Below are 19,224 nucleotides of genomic sequence, written 5' to 3'. Positions count from 1 at the left end.
TATATGACAACTTATACAAAAGAGCAAATAAAACAATTGCTAAAAATTTATTTTATCATGGGAAGCAACAACAGTACATCTGATCCAGAATTTATTTTGGAAGAAGCATTAAAAGGCGGGATTTCCGTTTTTCAATTTCGCGAAAAAGGCGACGGAGCATTAATGGGAGAAGACAAAATTCAACTGGCAATGAGAATGCAAGAACTTTGCAAGCAGTATCATGTTCCATTCATTGTGAATGATGATATTGAATTAGCCTTGTCTGTTAATGCGGATGGAGTACATATTGGACAAGACGATGAAAATGCCATAAAAGTAAGAAAAATGCTAGGTAATAAACTATTGGGGGTATCTGCTCATTCCATCGAGGAGATTCAAGCAGCACTAGATGCAGGAGCAGATTATATTGGCATAGGTCCTATTTATCCTACAAGTACGAAAAAGGATGCTAAAGCAGTACAAGGCACCTCTCTTGTTGAAATAGTAAGACAAAAGAACTTTTCTATACCAATTGTTGGGATAGGGGGGATCACAGTTGAAAATGCACGTCCTGTTATACAAGCAGGAGCAGATGGAGTCGCTGTTATTTCAGAAATAAGTATGGCGGAGAATCCTTATAAACAAACGATAGAATTAAGAAAAGCAGTTTTTGACCAAGCATAAGCTATATACTTTTAAAAAATAAAATGGAAAGAGTTTAGGTTTTTTTTGCGGAAAATAGACATTTACCCAACCCATACATATCTGCCTGCATACAATGATTTTGTAGAGGAGCTAGAATAAGAAAACATAAAGGCTCCTTATTCGTTAACCGAAAAAGAAATGGTTAATTATACTACAAAAGAGAAAGGGAGATGTATATATGTACGGTTATGGTGGATATGGATGCGGATATGGTCCTGGAGCTGTTGGCGGCGTTGGCTTCGGTGGCGGATTTGCATTAATAGTAGTATTGTTTATCTTATTAATTATCGTCGGTGCGACATTTATTTGCTAATAGAAGATAAAAAGCTGACCTTGTGTCAGCTTTTTTTACATATATAAGGATTTTTGTTTCGTTCAGTAATAGGTACTTTTTAGATTATAAATGGTAACGATTTCAAAAAAACACCGAAAATAAATACAATTATCGTAATAAAACAAATAAAACAACAGGTATAAGAAAATAAATATAATATTTTAAGTTTTAAGAAAATTAAATTTAAAATTCTTATTGACAGAAAATTTAATATGGGTAAAATAAAGTTATTAGAGTGTTAGATTATATGACACTCGATGGTAAATTAACGTACATAAAGGGGGAAGGTAACTTAATGGAAAATTTAGAGTTTTTAATGAACAGCTTGTGGACAATGATTGCTGCAATTTTAGTTATTTTTATGCTTGGTGGATTTATCTTATTAGAAGCAGGTTCCACAAGAATGAAAAATGCAGGCCATATTGCTGGTAAAACAATTTTTACATTTGGGATAGCTTCATTAGTTTTCTGGGCTGTTGGTTATGGATTTATTTTTGGAGACAATGCTAATTTCTTTGTCGGAATGAGTGAGTTTTTCTACAATGGCGGTAGCGTTGGCCAAATAGATGGAGATGGATTACAAACTACTGTTTTCTTCGTCTTCCAACTAGCGTTTGCAGGCATCTCCTTAACAATTGCACTTGGTGGGTTTGCGGAGCGTGCGAAATTATCTGTGTACCTCATTTTCTCTGTATTATTTGGTATTTTGGTTTATCCTGTCATTGCCCATTGGATTTGGGGAAGCGGCTGGTTAGCAGAACATGGAAAGCAAGACTTTGCGGGCTCAACTGTTGTTCACTTAACTGGTGCAGCAGCGGCGCTAGCAGCTACAATGCTTTTAAAGCCGCGTATTGGAAAATACAATGCTGATGGTTCGGCTAACCCGATATTTGGTCATAACCAAGTTTATACAGCGTTAAGCGTACTAATTCTTTGGGTCGGTTGGTTCGGATTTAATGCAGGTAGTACAGTTTCTGTAGCGGACGGTTTCTTTGGATATGTTGCATTAAATACAAACTTAGCAGCAGCAGCTGGCGCTGTAGCAGCACTACTAATTTCCTGGATTGTTTTAGGGAAGTCAGATATTACAACCATGCTAAATGGTGCCTTAGCAGGTCTTGTTGCCATCACAGCATCTTGTGCATTCGTTGAGCCTTGGGCAGCAGTAGTAATTGGTTTAATTGCTGGAGTACTGGTATTTTATAGTGTACGCTTCTTCGAGAATAGAAAAATCGATGATCCAATTTTTGCACTATCTGTTCATGGTACTGCGGGAATTTGGGGAACACTATCTAATGGATTATTTGCAACAGCAGAGTTAGCGGAATATACGGGAGTAGGGAAAGCTGGTCTATTTTATGGCGGCGGCTTCGGGCAATTAGGCGTGCAGGCGCTTGGTGTTATAACTTGTGGGTTATTCGCTTTTGCAATAAGCTATGTCATTCTATTTGTTATCAAGAAGGTTAGCGGACTACGAGTAACAGAAGAAGAAGAAATCATGGGCTTAGATATTAGTGAACATGGTTCATATGGTTACCCAGAAGCATTCTTGTCAAAAGACGAAACAAAAAGCTTATAAAATCAGACGTTTATCGTCGCGATTAAGAAAATAGACTATAAACTTAATGAGGATAGAAGTCTCGCTGAAAAGTGAGACTTTTATCTGTTTTCATTAATCAATTGCAAATAAGAACATGTTATGATAGACATACAGATTCATATAAATATCGCTTATCGAAGAAGGAAGTGCATGGATGTGCTCTAAAAGTCATAGGTTAAATGAATGGAAAAGAGAAAAGGAACTTTTTTTACAAACACCCACCTATCAAAACACTCAGTTAAATAATTTTTACGATGAACTATTTATGGAGTTATTTCAATTTGTCCTTTGTGAATATAAAAAAAATTACGGTGAACCTCCATGTTCATTTGTCTGGTTTGTTACAGGAAGTGCTGGCAGAAAAGAACAAGGCATCTTTAGCGATCAAGATCATGGCATTATCTATGAAAGCAATGACGAAAACAGCAATCAATATTTTATCCAATTTGGAGAATGCCTAAGTGATGCGTTAAATGAAATAGGTTATCCATATTGTGAAGGGAAAGTCATGAGTAGTAATCCTATCTGGTGCAAATCCGTAGAAGAATGGAAACACCAATTACAGCAATGGATGGAAAAAGAAAACTGGGAATCAATTAGATTTTTGCAAATCTTTTATGATAGTAGACAACTGTTTGGAGAGGAAAATTATGTTCAAGAGTTGAGAAGTTATATTCATCAGTACTGCGTTCTTCATCCAATGCTACTAAAAAGATTTATGAATAATGTAATGCGTATAAAAAAAGGGGTCGGAATATTCGGCCAATTTTTTGTGGAAAGAACGGGAAGGCATAAAGGTTCCATTCATTTGAAGCATACGATGTATTTACCGTATGTTAATTCGATTAGGCTTCTAGCTATTAAGGAAAAAATCCAGGAAACATCGACGTTAGAACGTATTAAGACATTAAGAACGATGGAGACATATGACAACTGGTTAAGACTATATGAAAGCTCTTTTAGGAGAATATTAGATTATCGCATCGAATTATTTAAAGAGGCAAAAACATATGAAGATGTTCATTATTTGAATATAAAACAGTTAACAAAAGAACAAAGACAAGAAATAAAAGGATTAATGCGCCATGGTATCAAATTATATCATCAAGTACAAAGGATAATTGAAAAAGGGTGTTAAAATGGGAGTCGAATCGTTTCTACAATATATGAGAGATTTATATGGAAAAGTCAATTCGAGTGTATTGCACGCTACCTCGAGTGGGAGTAATTCTCAGCAAATTGCTTTTATGAGACAGCTTCAAAAAGATTTAAAGGTTGAAGCTGCCTCCAGGTTGCCATTAAATAATTTAAAAGCAGTTGTTTTTGATATTGAAACAACGGGATTTTTACCTGATAAGGGCGATCAAATTATTTCAATTGGTGCTATAAAGGTAGAAGGTTGTGATATCTTAGATGAGCAATTTTATACATTAGTTAACGCTGGAATAGATATACCAGAAGAAATAAGCTGTTTAACGGGAATTAAAACCGAAGATTTACATGATGCCCCGCCCCTATCCGATGTACTGGTGCAATTTTTTGGATTTGTTAAGGATAATACACTGATTGCTCATCACTCTTCCCATGAGAAAAGCTTTATGCAGTCCGCATGCTGGAGAAGTTTTAAAACACCATTTAAACATCGAATCGTTGATACTTCTTTTTTGTTTAAAATTGTTGAACCACAACAAAGAATATTGACATTAGAGGAATGGTGTGAATTTAGTGATATTCCTGTCATAAATCGTCATCATGCCTTAGGGGATGCTAAATTAACCGCTGTTCTATGGTGTCAGTATTTACAAAGGGCTGAACAATTGGGCTGTCGCACTTTACAGGATATATATGAAAGATTGGCATGGCGGTAAAATAGAGGACAAAGTTTTAATAATTAACTGGTGGTGAATGTAAATGGATGTATTTGAGACAAAAAGACTGTTGCTAAGAGGGTGGAAGGAAGCGGATTATAAAGATTTATATGAATATGCGCAAAAGGAAGAGGTAGGTCCGTTTGCTGGCTGGCCACCCCATAAAAGTGAACAAGAAAGTAAAGAAGTAATCCGCTATTTTTTACAGAATGAAAATTCATATGCGATTGTGTGGAAAGAAGAGAATAAGGTGATTGGAAGTATTGGTTTTCATGAACGAACGCCTGATACTAAACTCTCTCATTTAGCACAGCGTGAAGTAGGATTTGCTCTTAATCCCCGGTATTGGGGAAGAGGGATCGTGCCAGAAGCAGTCAATTATCTGTTAGAATATGGATTTGAACACTTGTGTTTGGATTTAATATGGTGTGGACATTTTGATTTTAATACGAAGTCAAGACGAGTAAATGAAAAATGTGGATTTCATTATAAATTCCAGAAAACCAACCGCTATAAACTTTTTGATAACCAATTAATTACAAGCGTTTATTATTGTATGACAAAAGAGGAGTATTTTAAAAAGTTACAAGAACCTTCAGCAAGTGTATCCCATACAAATCAAGTAAGTAGCACTTAAGTGACCGCTTCCCGATAGGAGTAAGTGAATAATGAATAGGCTGACTCAAACTTTGGGCAGCTTTTTTTGTGTGTGAATTTTGGTAATTATAAAGCATTTCTATCAAAACGTTTAATTAATAGGGGGATATTAAAGCCGGAGAGCGGAAAATGATCCAAAAAAAAGTCGCTTCATAGAAGCGAAAAGAGACATTGGATTAAAGATTGAATTGATAACTATATATAGTGTAATTTTATAAAAAATTAACTATATATTGATTTGATAGTATCATACAATTCATTTTTACGCAATTATTTTCTATTAAATTAATCTAGGAAACAATAAGTAATACAATATAAAACAAGAGGATAAATCCTATGCCGAATAGTATGAAGTATTTAGTCCACATCGGAGAAAGCTTTTTTCGCTCTCGATCTTTAGTAAATCCAATAAAAGATAGACTGTTTTTGTATATCACAAAATAAATTAGGGCAAATCCTATATATTGTAAGATAAACAATCCTGTTAAAGCCTGTGTTTCCTTTAAAAAGTCCACATTAGGAAAGGAGTAACCAGTAATAAGTTTTATAATCGTATCGTTAACTGTTCCGAAAATGGCAAATAAAAGTACCGCAGAAAATAGTATTTTAACAAAGTCTAAATAATAATAAGAAATTTTCTTCATATATTCCTTCCTTTTCTTTTGTAAATATTTTCTCACCAGAACACAGAATACCATAAACAACTAGAAAATGATAAAGGAAATTCTGTCGGTGTTGAACATTTAGTGCCGCAATTTTCGTAAAATCGGTAAATTAAAAGAGATAATTTAGGGAAAAATAATGATAGTTTTAAAAGGAAGAACAATAAAAATATTCATATAATACTAAAAACGTTCACAAAACGTCAAAAATATGATAATATTTGATTGTTTTTGAAAGAAAATGCTTGAAATGTGAAATCGTTTACAGTATGATGTTCTTAAATTAAGTTGTTTTTTTATGAGGGTAAAAATCTTATTTATCGTAATCTGTTTAGTTAATGATAATCACCTCAAAGAAAATGACATAATCCCAAGATATACCCTAAAAGGGAGCGTGATAATCTTGTTAACACCTGAAAGGCATGAACTTATTTTACAATTACTAAAACAACATAGTGTTGTGAAAATTCAAGATTTGATAGATGTATTGAATACTTCAGAATCCACCATCAGACGCGATTTAACTCAATTAGAGCAAGAAGGGTTCTTGAAACGAGTGCATGGTGGTGCAGCTAGGCTTCAAGGGAAAATAACGGAGCAGAGTATGAGTGAAAAAGCGTTCAAAAACCTCCAAGAGAAAAAAATGATTGCGGCATACGCAGCAAAGCTAGTAGAAGATGGAGATAGTATATATTTGGATGCTGGTTCAACCATTAAAGAAATGATTCCATTCTTAAAGAATCGAGACATTGTGGTGGTAACGAACGGTCTTACGCATATGACAAGCTTACTAGAAGCTCGTATTCAAACCTATATTACAGGTGGTTATGTAAAAGAAAAAACAAACGCGTTAGTCGGTCGTGGTGCATTATTAAGTCTTGATAACTATCGATTTGATAAGTGCTTTATGGGTGTCAATGGTATTCATCCTGAATATGGGTATACTACTGCTGACCAAGAAGAAGCAATGGTGAAAAGCAAAGCAATATCATTGTCAAGAGAAGCTTTTTTTGTCGCAGATGATAGTAAATTCTCCGAAGTTTACTTTGCAAAGATAGCTGATTTGCACAATGCTTCTATTATTACTAACTATCTGGATGAAGAAGTAAACGATTTATATTCAAGGAAAACTAGCATAAAGGTTGTGAAAGAATGATTTATACCCTAACGTTAAATCCTTCTGTCGATTATATTATCGAAGTGAAAGAAGTGCATTTAGGAGAACTAAATCGGTTAGAAAAAACAAGTAAATTTGCGGGTGGAAAAGGAATAAATGTTTCTAGAGTGTTAAAAAAAATGGGCGTTCCAAGTAAAGCGTTAGGATTTGTCGGCGGATTTACTGGAAGTTTTATTGAAACACAACTATTGTCAGAAATGATTGAAACAGATTTTGTGAAAGTAGAAGAAGATACACGTATCAATGTGAAGTTAAAGACTGATACAGAAACAGAATTAAACGCAAATGGACCCACTATTTCTGAAGAAAAGTTTCAGGAGTTAAAAGAGAAGATTGCTTCTTTAACGTCAGAAGACCTACTAGTATTAGCTGGAAGTGTTCCATCTACTCTTCCTAAAACGACTTATGAAGAGCTAGTCAAGATCTGTCATGCGAACAATGTTTCTTTCGTCGTAGATGCAGAAGGTGAATTATTAAAAGCAGTCTTGCCTTATCAACCGTTTTTAATCAAGCCTAATCATCATGAACTTGGTGAATTGTTTGGAGTAACTATTTCGACTCCAGAAGAAGCGATTCCGTATGGAAAAAAACTATTGGAAATGGGAGCGCAAAATGTGATCGTCTCATTAGCAGGTGATGGTGCAGTCTTGATTACTCAACACGAAGAAATCATTAGTACGGTTCCAAAAGGGCAAGTGAAAAGCTCAGTTGGCGCTGGAGATAGCATGGTAGCAGGCTTCTTATCTAAATATAAAGAAACACAGGATATAAAAGAATCCTTCCGCTACAGTATTGCCTCAGGAAGTGCGACAGCTTTTTCAATTGGATTATGTACAAAGGAAAAAGTAGAAGAACTTCTTCCGCAAGTACAAGTCCAATCATAATGGTCACACACCATTTTATTAGAAAGATATTGGAAAGTGGATAAAAATAAAATTAAAGGGGAGCGTTATAAAATGAAAATTACAGAATTATTAACGCAAGAGACTATCCTTTTGAATATAGAAGGAAATGGAAAGCTTGATGCCATTAATCAGTTAGTGGATATTCTTCATTCAGCAGGAAAATTAACAGATAGAGAAACGTACAAGCAAGCGATTTTAAAAAGAGAAGAGCAAAGTACAACGGGAATTGGTGAAGGAATAGCAATTCCCCATGCAAAAACGAGTGCTGTAAAAACTGCTGCCATTGCGTTTGGGCGATCAAGCAGTGGTGTTGACTATGAATCATTAGATGGACAGCCGGCAAATTTATTTTTTATGATCGCTGCACCAGATGGGGCTAACAATACTCATCTTGAAGCACTATCAAGATTATCTACATTATTGCTTAAAGAAGAAGTGCGCTCGAAATTATTAAATGCGGCTTCTAAACAAGATGTAATATCAATAATTGACAGTTATGATGTAGAGGAAGAAACAGCTGACGAAAATATTGCTGATAAAAAGAATTTTATTGTGGCAGTAACTGCTTGTCCAACGGGGATTGCTCATACCTATATGGCAGCAGATTCATTAAAGGCGAAAGCAGCTGAAATGGGTGTTGATATTAAGGTTGAAACAAATGGTTCCGGTGGAGCAAAAAATGTTCTGACAGCAGAGGAAATTGAAAAAGCAACGGCTGTAATTGTTGCTGCTGATACGAAAGTGCAAATGGAACGCTTCAATGGAAAACATGTGCTTGAAACCCCTGTTGCAGATGGTATTCGTAAGCCTGAAGAATTAATCAATCGTGCTATTAAACAGCAGGCACCAGTATATAATGGTGGATCAGGTTCTAATTCCAGCGAAGAAAACGCAGGGAAAAAAGGAATCGGTGGTCAAATTTACAGACACTTAATGAACGGTGTTTCGAACATGCTGCCATTTGTTGTTGGTGGCGGAATATTAATTGCTATTTCCTTTATGTTTGGTTATAACTCAGCTGATCCGAATGATCCGAGTTATAATGCTTTTGCTGCGGTTATTAAATATATTGGCGGCGATAATGCCTTTGCATTATTAGTGCCTGTTCTTGCTGGATTTATCGCAATGAGTATTGCTGATCGTCCTGGTTTTGCTCCTGGTATGGTTGCAGGATTTATGGCTGCTCAAGGTGGTGCTGGTTTTCTTGGTGGATTAATCGGCGGTTTCTTAGCTGGTTATTTAGTTGTCGGTCTAAAGAAAGTGTTAGAAGTACTTCCTAGATCATTAGAAGGTATTAAAACGATTCTGCTTTATCCATTATTAGGAATTTTCTTTACTGGCATTATTATGAATTATGTGATTATGGAACCTGTTACAGCTATTAACACTGGAATGACCAATTGGCTGTCAAATATTGGTACTGGTAATGCGGTCTTCTTAGGAATTATCTTAGGGGCAATGATGGCATTTGATATGGGTGGACCAATCAATAAATCAGCATATGTTTTTGGAACAGGGCTAATTGCCAATGGTGTATTTGAGCCAATGGCTGCTATTATGGCCGGTGGAATGGTTCCGCCATTAGCAATTGCTTTAGCAACTGTTTTATTTAAAAAGAAATTTACAAAGCAAGAAAAGGATGCAGGTTTAACAAACTTTATTATGGGTCTTTCCTTTATTACAGAAGGTGCTATTCCTTTTGCAGCAGGTGATCCATTACGTGTTATTCCATCTGTTGCAATTGGTGCCGCAGTTACGGGTGGACTATCAATGTTCTTCCATATCGGTTTAAGAGCACCACACGGCGGTGTGTTCGTAGTTGGATTGGTTGATGGAAATCCATGGCTATACCTATTGTCTATCGTAATAGGTGCGATCATATCAGCCTTATTATTAGGACTATTAAAGAAGCCTGTTCAACAAAAATAAATATTGAAAAAGCTGTAAATTGACTTATAATCGTTAATTTACAGCTTTTTTTAGTATGGTCAAAGAACCGATGGAGAAATTTTCTATTGGTTTATTTTATTTTCTTCTTGGCCATCGACATATTTTAAACGAAAGAAGGCAGCAATCGCAGCGATTAATGTAACTGCACTTAGTAAATAAAATTGTAAATGGTCGATATGCTTCATTAAAATCGCCATAATAGGCGGTCCTGCTGCGACTCCAATAAACCGCATACTACTATATATACTTGTAATGGTTCCTCTTTCTTTTTTTTCAATTCCCTCTGTAATAAGGGCATCTAGAGGTGGTAAACTAGCACCAATGCCTATGCCAGCCAATGTTAGAAAGAGAATGATAAACCACATATTGTCAGAGAAGTTAAGTGCAATCGTACCAATAATGATTGCAAGCAATCCAATAAAAGTAATCCAGCGCATTAAGTTTTTGTCCTTTTTAATTTTTTTCCCGGTAATGTAGGAAGTAAGACATAAAGCTCCTAGCGGTATAGCAAGATAGAGCCCTTTTTTAACATTTTTTATATGATATTTCTTTTCTAATATATCTGATAGGTAAAACATTTCGGCAAATAATACAAACATAACGATTACACCAATAAAGAAAATGGCATAGAGCCATTTTTTATCTTTATGCATAGTTTCTTTTGTATGCTGTATAAATTCCTTAAATGGTACAGGTTTTTCATTACTTTTTGGAGATTTCACAAAGATTAAAATTAGAATGATGGAAACCAAACAGAAGACAGGAATAGACATAAATGGGATGAACCAAATAAATCCTGCCAAAAAAGCTCCAAGGATGGGACTAAGTACTTTCCCAAAAGTGTTTGCTGTTTCAATAACGCCTAAAGTACTACTAACTTGTTCTTCATCTTTAAACAAATCACCTACTAGAGGCAATACAATTGGGAAGGCACCAGCTGCTCCAACGCCTTGGAGGGCGCGTCCAATAAGGATAATCCAGTAACTGTTATCCATCAGCCATGCGGCAAAACCAGAAATTACTCCGCCAATACCAGCAATAATTAGGCTGGGAATAATCACCCTTTTACGGCCGATACGATCGGAAAGATAGCCTGCCACGGGAATTAGTATGATCGCTAAAACAGAATAGACTGTAATAATCATACTTACCTGAAAAGAAGATATATCTAGCTTTTTTTCAATAGCTGGCAATACTGGAATCAGCATACTGTTTCCAAGGGTCATTACTAATGGGATGGAAGAAAGTGAGAATATCGCCATTTTCGAAACCTTGACATTTTGCTTCTTCGCTGTCTTTTGTGCTTTGTTTGTAAGGTTTACTATGTTTTTATCATCATTTACATGATCCATTTTCATTCTCCCTGCTTTCAAATAGTTAACTATAGTTAATATGTACAGCCACGGCAAAAAATAAAGCATTTTCTATCATCCAAAAACTGGATTTAATCATTTTGTTTATTAGCACTTTTCGTATAGTTATATGGTATGATGTAATAAAAATAGTGGTGGTGTTTATACGTGGGAAAAATTATCACACTTAGTATTGGGAAGGAAAAAACATTTATATGGAAAAATAAAAGCGTTTCTTCCGCGATTGGCAAAGAAAAAGTGAGTGAAGTCATTCTAACGTTTGATGGTTTTGTAGGCGATGGTGTTGCTAATCCAGCATTTCATGGTGGCAAGGAAAGGGCTGTCTGTTATTATCCTTTTGAACATTATAAAAAATGGGAAGAAGAATTTAAAACAAAAATAAATCCTCCTGCGTTTGGGGAAAATATATGCGGAACGGAATTTACAGAAAAAAGTACATATATCGGGGACATCTTTTCGTTAGGATCTGCAGTTGTTCAGGTAACACAAGGAAGAGTACCATGTTCAACCATTTCAAAATATAATCAGATTGATCCATTTTTAAGTAGAATTGTGGAAACTTGTTATACTGGCTATTTTTTAAAGGTGCTAGAAGAAGGAGTAGTCAGCGAAGATTCTACGATGGAGCTTATAGAACGTCCGCAGAACAAGATATCAGTTTGGGACGCAACAAAAGTAATGCTTCTTGATCGTAAAAATAAAGAAGCAATCCAATCAATCCTGCAAATTGACGAGTTAGCAGAAGATTGGAAGAATCGCTATAAAAAGGCACTTCAAAAAACTACATGAATTTTTGAAGAAAATGGTTGACTTTTATGTGAGAGTTCACTATTATGTAATTAACATATCGAACGGCAATGATGAAGAGTAGTATCTTTATTGAAAACGTCAGAGAGCTGGTGGTTGGTGTGAACCAGTGTGGACGATAAAGAGAATGGACTTCTGAGCTTCTAAACCGAACCAACTTTTGTAGTAGGCTTTAGCGAATGTCTCATCGTTACAAGAGACAGAAATTTGTCTTATAAGACTGATTTCTTAAAGTGAGCTTGATTTAATTAAGCTAATGAAGGTGGCACCACGGGTTTCTCGTCCTTTTTATAGGAGAGAGACCCTTTTTTATTTTCAAAAAAATATGGAAAAAACAATGATGAAGAGTAGTAAGTATAAGAAAGATGTTAAAGAGAGTCGGTGGCTGGTGTGAACCGATACATTGATTATACCGAATGGACTTCTGAGTGTAGGCTTGAACAAGAAGTATGGCCTGACGGTATCCTCCGTTACCGGGATAGAGTATAATATTGTACTCGATAAGAGAGAGTGAAGCTTCACTCTAACCTGAGGTGGTACCGCGGTTTATGAATCGTCCTCTATTTGCAAATGATCATGCAGATAGGGGACTTTTTTTTATAGAATTTTAAAGCTGAGCATTTTTCAAAAGCATCTGACTAGGAGGATTTATGATGGAAAAAAGCATTTTGTTAATCGATGAAATCCAAGGAGATACACTGACACCCATTAGTATTTTTCAAAGGTTATCTGGAAAAAAGAAATTCTTGCTCGAAAGCTCATTAAAACACGAAGATTCGGGAAGGTTTTCTATCATTGGCTGCGATCCAACCTTTGAAGTTATTGGGAAAGGATTGGAAACAACTATTCTGGAAGGGGAAAAGCGAGAAATAAGAAAAGGAAGAGCACTTGACTTAATCAGCGAATTTTTGCCTGAAAAAAAAGCGCCACTTCCCTTTCAACTGCCAGTTAATGCAGGTGCTTTTGGATATGTTGGGTATGACAATATCAGACTTTATGAAAACATTGGCCCAGAAGCAAAGGATGAAATCGGAATCCCAGATGTGCATCTTATGTTTTTTGAAGATTTAGTAATTTTTGATCATTTAGAACTTAAAGTTTATTTAATTGCTAGCCCATTAAAAGACACTACAACGGAAAAAGAGTTAAAGTTCCGCCTGCAGATAAGAAAGTTAGAGATTACAGCACCATTTAAAGAAGAATCACCTGAGGTAAAGTTAACTCCCTTTCAAGCGAGTATATCGAAAGAACAATTTATGGAGAAAGTGAAGAAAGCAAAGCATTATATTTTAGAAGGAGACATCTTTCAAGTAGTTCCTTCGCAGAGAATGACAGCTAAGATAGAAGGATCGCCCTTTTCTTATTATCGTAAACTGCGTATCAAAAATCAGTCCCCATATATGTATTTCTTTGATTTTGCAGATTATGCAGTGCTTGGAAGTTCGCCTGAGAGCTTGATTAAAACCATAAATGGCAACGTCATTACCAATCCTATTGCAGGTACAAGACCTAGAGGTAAGACGAAGGAAGAGGATGCTCAGTTAGAACAAGATTTACTGCTAGATGAAAAAGAATTAGCGGAACATAAAATGCTTGTTGATTTAGCAAGGAATGATGTTGGCAAAGTGAGTAATTTTGGCAGTGTTTCTGTTGATAAGTATATAAAAGTAGAAAAGTTTAAGCATGTTATGCACCTTGTATCAGAAGTTAGTGGAGATTTAAAGAAGGATTACTCATGTGTAGATGCCCTAATTGCTTGCTTGCCTGCAGGGACAGTGTCAGGTGCACCTAAAATTAGAGCAATGCAAATTATAAATGAATTAGAAGGAACAAAGCGAGGTATTTATTCCGGTGCTGTTGGCTATTTTTCCCAAAATGGGAATATGGACTTTGCTTTAGCTATCCGTACGATGGTTATTAAAGACAAAAAGGCATACATTCAAGCTGGTGCTGGAATTGTTCACGACTCCATCCCAGAAAAGGAATATGAAGAAACAATCCATAAATTAAAATTATTTTTGGAGGGACAACATGATTTTATTAGTCGATAATTATGATTCTTTTACGTATAACTTATTTCAATATTTAGGGGAGTTGGGAGAAGAGATAAAGGTTGTTCGAAATGATGAAATAACTATAGAGGAAATTCGGACATTAAATCCTCATGGCATTGTTTTGTCTCCTGGACCAGGCAGGCCAGAAAATGCAGGCATATTAATTGAACTTATCCAATCCCTTTATCGGGAATTTCCCATATTAGGGATTTGCTTAGGGCATCAGGCAATTGGTTATGCCTTCGGTTCAGAGATAGTGAAGGCAGTAAATGTCATGCATGGAAAAACATCGACATTACAAGTTACTGGTCACCCCTTTTTCCATGCTTTGGAGGAACCGATTGAGGTGATGCGTTATCACTCTCTTGTTATAAAAAAGGATACATTAACGAATGACTTTGAGGTTTTGGCTAGTTCAACTGATGACCATGAAATTATGGCGATCAAACATAAAGATTATCCCCTGTATGGCTATCAATTTCATCCAGAATCGGTCGGGACTGAGAGCGGGAAGCAATTATTGCAAAATTTTATCAATGAAACTCGAAAGGAAGTGCAGAGATGAAACACTATGTGGAGAAAATCATGGCGAATAAGTCATTAACTGAAACAGAAATGGAAGGAGCTGCGGATCTTCTTTTTTCTGATGACATTACCGATACAGAAATTGCTGCTTTTATGACCAGTTTAAAAATGAAGGGAGAAACAGTGGAAGAAATCGTGGGTATTGTAAAAGCCGTTCGTAAACAAACCTTGTCTTTTGCTGAACCAGTCAGTGGGTGTATCGATAATTGTGGTACAGGTGGAGACAAATCACAAAGCTTTAATATTAGCAGCACTTCGGCATTTGTGTTAGCTGGAGCTGGAATTCCTGTCGCTAAACACGGAAATCGCAGTATATCTAGTAAGACAGGAAGTGCGGATGTATTAGAAGAGCTTGGCATTAAGTTAAATGTTACTCCAGAACAAAATATGCAGCAATTAGAAGAAGTAGGAATCACTTTCTTATTCGCACAACATGTGCAGCCGAAAATGGGCAGAATAATGAAGGTTCGACGAGAATTAAAACTTCCAACTATATTTAATCTGATTGGTCCATTAACTAATCCAATTTCTTTAGAAAGCCAGGTGTTAGGAATATACAGAAGCGATTTATTACTTACTTTTGCGGAAAGCTTACGGAAACTTGGTAGAAAACGAGCGGTAGTATTAAATGGAGCAGGTGGAATGGATGAAGCTTCCCTACAAGGTAGTAATCAACTTGTCATTTTACAAGATGGAAGAATAGAGAAAACCATTCTTACTCCAGATGATGTTAATCTTCCCTATTATACAAATGATCAAATACGTGGAGGCGATGCAAAGGAAAATGCAGCACTTTTATTAAAAGTGTTAAAAGGAGAAAAAAGTGCTTATCGAGATACGATCCTGTTAAACGCAGGCATTGGCATTTATACAGCAGGAAGAGCGGAAAGTATTGGAGAGGGAGTGCATTTAGCAAAGGAAAGCATTGATTCTGGAGCAGCACTTTATAAATTAAACCAATTAGTAGAGGTTAGTAAAGAATTGGAAGGGGCAGGGATTTAAGTGACAACCATATTAGATAAAATTATTACCAAAAAAAGAGAAACAATTGCTGATCTTTATGAGAGAAAGGAAGTACTGCATACGAAGAAGCATTCTTTTAAAAAAAGATCCTTTATAGAGAAATTGAAGGATGCGGAAAACTTAGCAATTATAGCTGAGTTTAAACGGGCGTCCCCATCAAAAGGGGATATAAATATCGATAAAGATCCTAAGGAACAGACGAAAATGTATGAAATATATGGTGCAGATGCCATTTCTGTTTTAACGGATACACCATTTTTCAAAGGAACATATGAGGATTTGGCGGAAGTAAGAGAAACAGTAAATCTGCCGATTCTCTGCAAGGATTTTATCGTCGATAAAATTCAAATTGATTTTGCGAAATATTATGGAGCGGACATTATCCTATTAATTGCTGCAGCTTTAAAAGATAAAGAACTTCATGAGTTATATACGTATGCAACAGATATTGGACTTGAAGTGTTATTAGAGGTTCATAATGAAGAAGAGTTAGAAAGAGCTTTAAAGACGAAGGCCGAATTAATTGGGGTCAACAATCGGAATTTAAAAACATTTGAAGTAACATTAGATACTACCGAGAAGCTGGCAGAAAAAATCAAAGAAAGTGGCAGGTATATGATTAGTGAAAGCGGCATCTCCACATATGCAGATATCCAAAAAGTTAGTGCAAGCGGAGCAAATGCTATTTTAGTTGGGGAAAGTTTTATGAAAGCAGCGGATCTTGAAACGAAAATGAAAGAAATGAAAGTGTCTATAAGGGCGGAGATAGAATGAATGTAAAAATTTGCGGAATTACGACAATAGAAGCAGCAGCATGTGCTGTTAGCTATGGTGCAAGTGCAATTGGTTTTGTATTTGCAAATAGTAAAAGAAAAATAAGTGAAAAACAGGCTAAGGATATTATCGCTACTCTTCCTAAAGACTTAATGAAGGTAGGCGTTTTTGTCAATGAGTCCAAAGAGAATATAATGAAAATTGTGAATGTTACAGGAATCAATGTAATTCAACTTCATGGTGATGAAACGGCAGAATTCGCAGCAAGTTTTTCCTTGCCAATCATTAAAGCATTTAGTATTTCCACGCCAGAGGATTTAAAACAAGTGGCAGCTTATCCTTGTGACTATGCACTACTTGATAGCCCGAGAGGAAAGTATCATGGCGGAAATGGAATAGCGTTTGATTGGAATTTGTTAAAGGGTTATGACTTTGGCAATAAGAAAGTTATTCTTGCCGGCGGGCTAAACGAAAATAATCTTACGGAAGCAATAGAAACCACCCATCCATTCATGGTCGATGTAAGCAGCGGCGTGGAGACAGATGGCGAGAAAGATTTAGAAAAAATAAGAGTATTTTTAGAATTAGCAAAAACTGTTCAAATTTAAGAAAAGAGGGAGCTTATTATGACAGAAACTTATGTTTATCCAGATCAAAGCGGCCATTTTGGAATGTATGGAGGAAGATATGTTCCGGAAACACTGATGCTGGCAGTAACAGAACTTGAAGCGGAATATAAAAAGGCACAAGAAGATCCCGCTTTTCATGAAGAATTAAATAATCTCTTAAAGGACTATGTAGGCAGAGAAACACCGCTATATTATGCAGAAAATCTTACAAAATATGCTGGCGGTGCAAAAATCTATTTGAAAAGAGAGGACCTAAATCATACTGGTGCTCATAAAATCAACAACTCTCTTGGACAGGCGCTCCTTGCAAAAAGAATGGGCAAAAAGAAGGTTGTCGCAGAAACAGGAGCTGGCCAGCATGGAGTAGCAACAGCGACAGCATGTGCTCTATTAAACTTAGAATGTACGATTTTCATGGGAGAAGAGGACATTCGAAGACAGAAATTAAATGTCTTTCGAATGGAGTTGTTAGGCGCAAAGGTTGTTGGTGTTACATCTGGAAGTGCTACCTTAAAGGACGCATGTAATGAAGCTTTACGTTATTGGGTAACAAATGTGATAGATACTCATTATATTCTTGGATCTGTTATGGGACCACATCCATTTCCGATGATGGTACGTGACTTTCAAAGTGTTATTGGTAAAGAAGCGAAAAAACAATACATCAAAAAAATCGGCAGGCTACCTGAGGCGATTGTGGCATGTATCGGCGGCGGTAGTAATGCAATGGGAATCTTTTACCCATTTATTGAGGAGGAAAATGTTGCTTTATATGGAGTAGAGGCTTCAGGACATGGTCTTGATACAGATAAACATGCTGCGTCATTGTCGAAAGGAAAACCAGGTGTTTTGCATGGTTCTTATATGTACTTATTGCAAAACGAAGACGGTCAAATCCAAGAAGCACACTCTATTTCAGCTGGCTTAGATTATCCTGGGATTGGTCCTGAACATAGCTTCCTACATGATATCGGTCGTGCTATCTATGAATCTGTTACAGATGACGAAGCCTTCGAAGCACTTCAATTACTTTGTAAGGTTGAAGGGATTATCCCTGCTTTAGAAAGTGCACATGCCATCAGCTATGCAGTAAAACTGGCAGCGAAGATGAATAAAGAGGAAGGAATTATTGTTTGTTTATCTGGTAGAGGAGATAAGGATGTAAATACAGTTATGGAAAGAATGGGGGAGTAAGAGGATGATAACAATTGAAGCAGTCTTTAAAGCGGTACTTGATAAAGGGGATAAAGCGTTTGTTCCATATATCATGGCTGGAGATGGAGGACTGGAAACATTAAAGGAGAAAGTACTTTTCCTAGAAGAAGCAGGTGCAACAGCTATTGAACTTGGTATTCCATTTTCTGATCCAGTTGCGGATGGACCTATTATTCAAGCAGCAGGGATTCGTTCTCTTCAAGCGGGCACTACGCTTAAAGGTGTTTTAGAAACTATACAGTCATTTAGAGGGTTAACGAATATTCCGCTTGTTATCATGACTTATTTAAACCCTATTTTAGCCTATGGAGTAGAGAAATTTTTTCAGGATTGTGAAGAAGCAGCGATTAATGGATTAATCGTTCCTGATCTGCCTGTTGAAGAAGAAGTATTATTAGAAGAAGCAGCAGCAAAATATCGTGTGGAAATAATTCGATTAGTAACCTTAACAAGTCCCTTAGATCGTATCGAAAAAATTGCCAAAAAAGGAAATGGCTTTTTATATGCTGTAACTGTTACCGGAATAACGGGATCTCGCTCAAGCTTCCATGATCATTTAGGAGCCCATTTATTAAAGGTTAAGGAAGTTAGTCCTATCCCGGTTCTGGCTGGATTTGGAATTTCTTCTCCTGAACATGTTATGAGCATGATAGAATATTGTGATGGTGTCATTGTAGGAAGTAAAATTGTACAACTATTTTCAGAAAATAAATTAGAAGAAATAAAAGCGTTAATAGCTGCTAGTAAAAAAGGGAATACATTACCTGCTTTTTAAGGTTGGGACATATGTGTTTTATTTAGTGATAATAGTGAACAATATGAAAAAAAATTGCAAAATTCTTTATTTGTTTAGGATATAAAAGAAGGTTTTAGTGAGGGCTGCTGTTTATTTACCAGCAGCTTGAATACACTTCGTTTTCCGTTGGG

The 19,224-nt window shown here is 36.1% G+C and carries 19 protein-coding genes and 2 other annotated features; of the genes, 17 read left to right on the top strand and 2 right to left on the bottom strand.

What is annotated here, in order from left to right; translation table 11 throughout:
• Positions 1-3: 3 nt before the first annotated feature.
• The 6 genes from thiE to NSS71_RS07060 all read left to right on the top strand — a co-directional run bounded on the left by thiE (position 4) and on the right by NSS71_RS07060 (position 5,123).
• Positions 4-663: a thiamine phosphate synthase gene (gene thiE / locus NSS71_RS07085; protein ID WP_095257213.1), complete on the top strand. Its 660-nt coding sequence runs from the start codon at positions 4-6 to the stop codon at positions 661-663.
• A 199-nt stretch (positions 664-862) separates the two neighbouring features.
• A complete protein-coding gene (locus NSS71_RS07080; RefSeq protein WP_082138229.1) occupies positions 863-997 on the top strand; it encodes a YjcZ family sporulation protein in 135 nt (44 codons plus the stop codon).
• A 316-nt stretch (positions 998-1,313) separates the two neighbouring features.
• The gene (locus NSS71_RS07075) at positions 1,314-2,597 is read left to right on the top strand and encodes an ammonium transporter (RefSeq protein ID WP_047940575.1); all 1,284 of its coding nucleotides are present in this window, start codon (positions 1,314-1,316) and stop codon (positions 2,595-2,597) included.
• Positions 2,598-2,772: 175 nt separating this feature from the next.
• Positions 2,773-3,756, top strand: coding sequence for a DUF294 nucleotidyltransferase-like domain-containing protein (locus NSS71_RS07070; protein ID WP_341151374.1), 984 nt, complete (start codon positions 2,773-2,775; stop codon positions 3,754-3,756).
• Position 3,757: 1 nt separating this feature from the next.
• Positions 3,758-4,486 carry an exonuclease domain-containing protein gene (locus tag NSS71_RS07065; RefSeq protein WP_047940577.1) on the top strand — a complete coding sequence of 243 codons (729 nt, stop codon included), beginning with the start codon at positions 3,758-3,760 and terminating at the stop codon, positions 4,484-4,486.
• Positions 4,487-4,529: 43 nt separating this feature from the next.
• A complete protein-coding gene (locus NSS71_RS07060; protein ID WP_047940578.1) occupies positions 4,530-5,123 on the top strand; it encodes a GNAT family N-acetyltransferase in 594 nt (197 codons plus the stop codon).
• A gap of 310 nt (positions 5,124-5,433) precedes the next feature.
• Here the strand turns inward: NSS71_RS07060 and NSS71_RS07055 are convergent, their stop codons facing one another.
• Positions 5,434-5,787 (bottom strand): hypothetical protein, encoded by a 354-nt coding sequence (locus NSS71_RS07055; protein ID WP_047940580.1) that lies wholly within the window; start codon positions 5,785-5,787, stop codon positions 5,434-5,436.
• 421 nt (positions 5,788-6,208) lie between these two features.
• On the opposite strand from NSS71_RS07055, the gene NSS71_RS07050 reads away from it, so the two are divergent.
• The 3 genes from NSS71_RS07050 to NSS71_RS07040 all read left to right on the top strand — a co-directional run bounded on the left by NSS71_RS07050 (position 6,209) and on the right by NSS71_RS07040 (position 9,816).
• The gene (locus NSS71_RS07050; protein ID WP_047940581.1) at positions 6,209-6,961 is read left to right on the top strand and encodes a DeoR/GlpR family DNA-binding transcription regulator; all 753 of its coding nucleotides are present in this window, start codon (positions 6,209-6,211) and stop codon (positions 6,959-6,961) included.
• Positions 6,958-7,866, top strand: coding sequence for a 1-phosphofructokinase (gene pfkB / locus NSS71_RS07045; RefSeq protein WP_047940582.1), 909 nt, complete (start codon positions 6,958-6,960; stop codon positions 7,864-7,866). Before NSS71_RS07050 ends, pfkB begins: the two co-directional genes overlap by 4 nt.
• A 72-nt stretch (positions 7,867-7,938) precedes the next feature.
• Positions 7,939-9,816: a PTS fructose transporter subunit IIABC gene (locus NSS71_RS07040; protein ID WP_095257217.1), complete on the top strand. Its 1,878-nt coding sequence runs from the start codon at positions 7,939-7,941 to the stop codon at positions 9,814-9,816.
• Positions 9,817-9,899: 83 nt separating this feature from the next.
• Here NSS71_RS07040 and NSS71_RS07035 read toward each other — a convergent pair whose 3' ends face one another.
• A complete protein-coding gene (locus NSS71_RS07035; protein ID WP_095257218.1) occupies positions 9,900-11,189 on the bottom strand; it encodes an MFS transporter in 1,290 nt (429 codons plus the stop codon).
• 168 nt (positions 11,190-11,357) lie between these two features.
• On the opposite strand from NSS71_RS07035, the gene NSS71_RS07030 reads away from it, so the two are divergent.
• From NSS71_RS07030 to trpA, 8 genes are all read left to right on the top strand, one after another.
• Positions 11,358-11,999, top strand: a complete 642-nt coding sequence (locus NSS71_RS07030) for an MOSC domain-containing protein (RefSeq protein ID WP_047940585.1) — start codon at positions 11,358-11,360, stop codon at positions 11,997-11,999.
• A 59-nt stretch (positions 12,000-12,058) separates the two neighbouring features.
• Positions 12,059-12,307, top strand: a binding site (T-box leader).
• A 38-nt stretch (positions 12,308-12,345) separates the two neighbouring features.
• Positions 12,346-12,581, top strand: a binding site (T-box leader).
• A gap of 89 nt (positions 12,582-12,670) precedes the next feature.
• Positions 12,671-14,068, top strand: a complete 1,398-nt coding sequence (trpE, locus tag NSS71_RS07025) for an anthranilate synthase component I (protein ID WP_144579955.1) — start codon at positions 12,671-12,673, stop codon at positions 14,066-14,068.
• The gene (locus tag NSS71_RS07020; protein ID WP_095257220.1) at positions 14,049-14,636 is read left to right on the top strand and encodes an anthranilate synthase component II; all 588 of its coding nucleotides are present in this window, start codon (positions 14,049-14,051) and stop codon (positions 14,634-14,636) included. Before trpE ends, NSS71_RS07020 begins: the two co-directional genes overlap by 20 nt.
• Positions 14,633-15,658 carry an anthranilate phosphoribosyltransferase gene (gene trpD / locus NSS71_RS07015; protein ID WP_341151373.1) on the top strand — a complete coding sequence of 342 codons (1,026 nt, stop codon included), beginning with the start codon at positions 14,633-14,635 and terminating at the stop codon, positions 15,656-15,658. The genes NSS71_RS07020 and trpD overlap by 4 nt, the downstream gene beginning before the upstream one ends.
• Positions 15,659-16,453: an indole-3-glycerol phosphate synthase TrpC gene (trpC, locus tag NSS71_RS07010; RefSeq protein WP_095320907.1), complete on the top strand. Its 795-nt coding sequence runs from the start codon at positions 15,659-15,661 to the stop codon at positions 16,451-16,453.
• Entirely contained in the window at positions 16,450-17,061 is a 612-nt protein-coding gene (locus NSS71_RS07005; RefSeq protein WP_047940590.1) for a phosphoribosylanthranilate isomerase, read from the top strand. The genes trpC and NSS71_RS07005 overlap by 4 nt, the downstream gene beginning before the upstream one ends.
• 18 nt (positions 17,062-17,079) lie before the next feature.
• Entirely contained in the window at positions 17,080-18,276 is a 1,197-nt protein-coding gene (gene trpB / locus NSS71_RS07000; protein ID WP_172867289.1) for a tryptophan synthase subunit beta, read from the top strand.
• Positions 18,277-18,280: 4 nt separating this feature from the next.
• Positions 18,281-19,072: a tryptophan synthase subunit alpha gene (trpA, locus tag NSS71_RS06995; protein ID WP_341151372.1), complete on the top strand. Its 792-nt coding sequence runs from the start codon at positions 18,281-18,283 to the stop codon at positions 19,070-19,072.
• Positions 19,073-19,224: the final 152 nt, after the last annotated feature.

It is taken from the genome of Niallia sp. FSL W8-0951, from assembly GCF_038006525.1.
GTDB classification, from domain to species: Bacteria; Bacillota; Bacilli; order Bacillales; family Cytobacillaceae; genus Niallia; species Niallia circulans.
The sequence above is the reverse complement of the archived record's forward strand: the minus strand, read 5'-3'. Positions and strand labels throughout refer to the sequence as shown.

What these genes read in the sequence shown, in the direction of transcription:
- thiE (WP_095257213.1), top strand. Translation starts at nt 4, where the DNA reads ATGACAACTTATACAAAAGAGCAAATAAAACAATTGCTAAAAATTTAT.
- NSS71_RS07080 (WP_082138229.1), top strand. Translation starts at nt 863, where the DNA reads ATGTACGGTTATGGTGGATATGGATGCGGATATGGTCCTGGAGCTGTT.
- NSS71_RS07075 (WP_047940575.1), top strand. Translation starts at nt 1,314, where the DNA reads ATGGAAAATTTAGAGTTTTTAATGAACAGCTTGTGGACAATGATTGCT.
- NSS71_RS07070 (WP_341151374.1), top strand. Translation starts at nt 2,773, where the DNA reads ATGTGCTCTAAAAGTCATAGGTTAAATGAATGGAAAAGAGAAAAGGAA.
- NSS71_RS07065 (WP_047940577.1), top strand. Translation starts at nt 3,758, where the DNA reads ATGGGAGTCGAATCGTTTCTACAATATATGAGAGATTTATATGGAAAA.
- NSS71_RS07060 (WP_047940578.1), top strand. Translation starts at nt 4,530, where the DNA reads ATGGATGTATTTGAGACAAAAAGACTGTTGCTAAGAGGGTGGAAGGAA.
- NSS71_RS07055 (WP_047940580.1), bottom strand. Translation starts at nt 5,787, where the DNA reads ATGAAGAAAATTTCTTATTATTATTTAGACTTTGTTAAAATACTATTT.
- pfkB (WP_047940582.1), top strand. Translation starts at nt 6,958, where the DNA reads ATGATTTATACCCTAACGTTAAATCCTTCTGTCGATTATATTATCGAA.
- NSS71_RS07040 (WP_095257217.1), top strand. Translation starts at nt 7,939, where the DNA reads ATGAAAATTACAGAATTATTAACGCAAGAGACTATCCTTTTGAATATA.
- NSS71_RS07035 (WP_095257218.1), bottom strand. Translation starts at nt 11,189, where the DNA reads ATGGATCATGTAAATGATGATAAAAACATAGTAAACCTTACAAACAAA.
- trpE (WP_144579955.1), top strand. Translation starts at nt 12,671, where the DNA reads ATGGAAAAAAGCATTTTGTTAATCGATGAAATCCAAGGAGATACACTG.
- NSS71_RS07020 (WP_095257220.1), top strand. Translation starts at nt 14,049, where the DNA reads ATGATTTTATTAGTCGATAATTATGATTCTTTTACGTATAACTTATTT.
- trpD (WP_341151373.1), top strand. Translation starts at nt 14,633, where the DNA reads ATGAAACACTATGTGGAGAAAATCATGGCGAATAAGTCATTAACTGAA.
- NSS71_RS07005 (WP_047940590.1), top strand. Translation starts at nt 16,450, where the DNA reads ATGAATGTAAAAATTTGCGGAATTACGACAATAGAAGCAGCAGCATGT.
- trpB (WP_172867289.1), top strand. Translation starts at nt 17,080, where the DNA reads ATGACAGAAACTTATGTTTATCCAGATCAAAGCGGCCATTTTGGAATG.
- trpA (WP_341151372.1), top strand. Translation starts at nt 18,281, where the DNA reads ATGATAACAATTGAAGCAGTCTTTAAAGCGGTACTTGATAAAGGGGAT.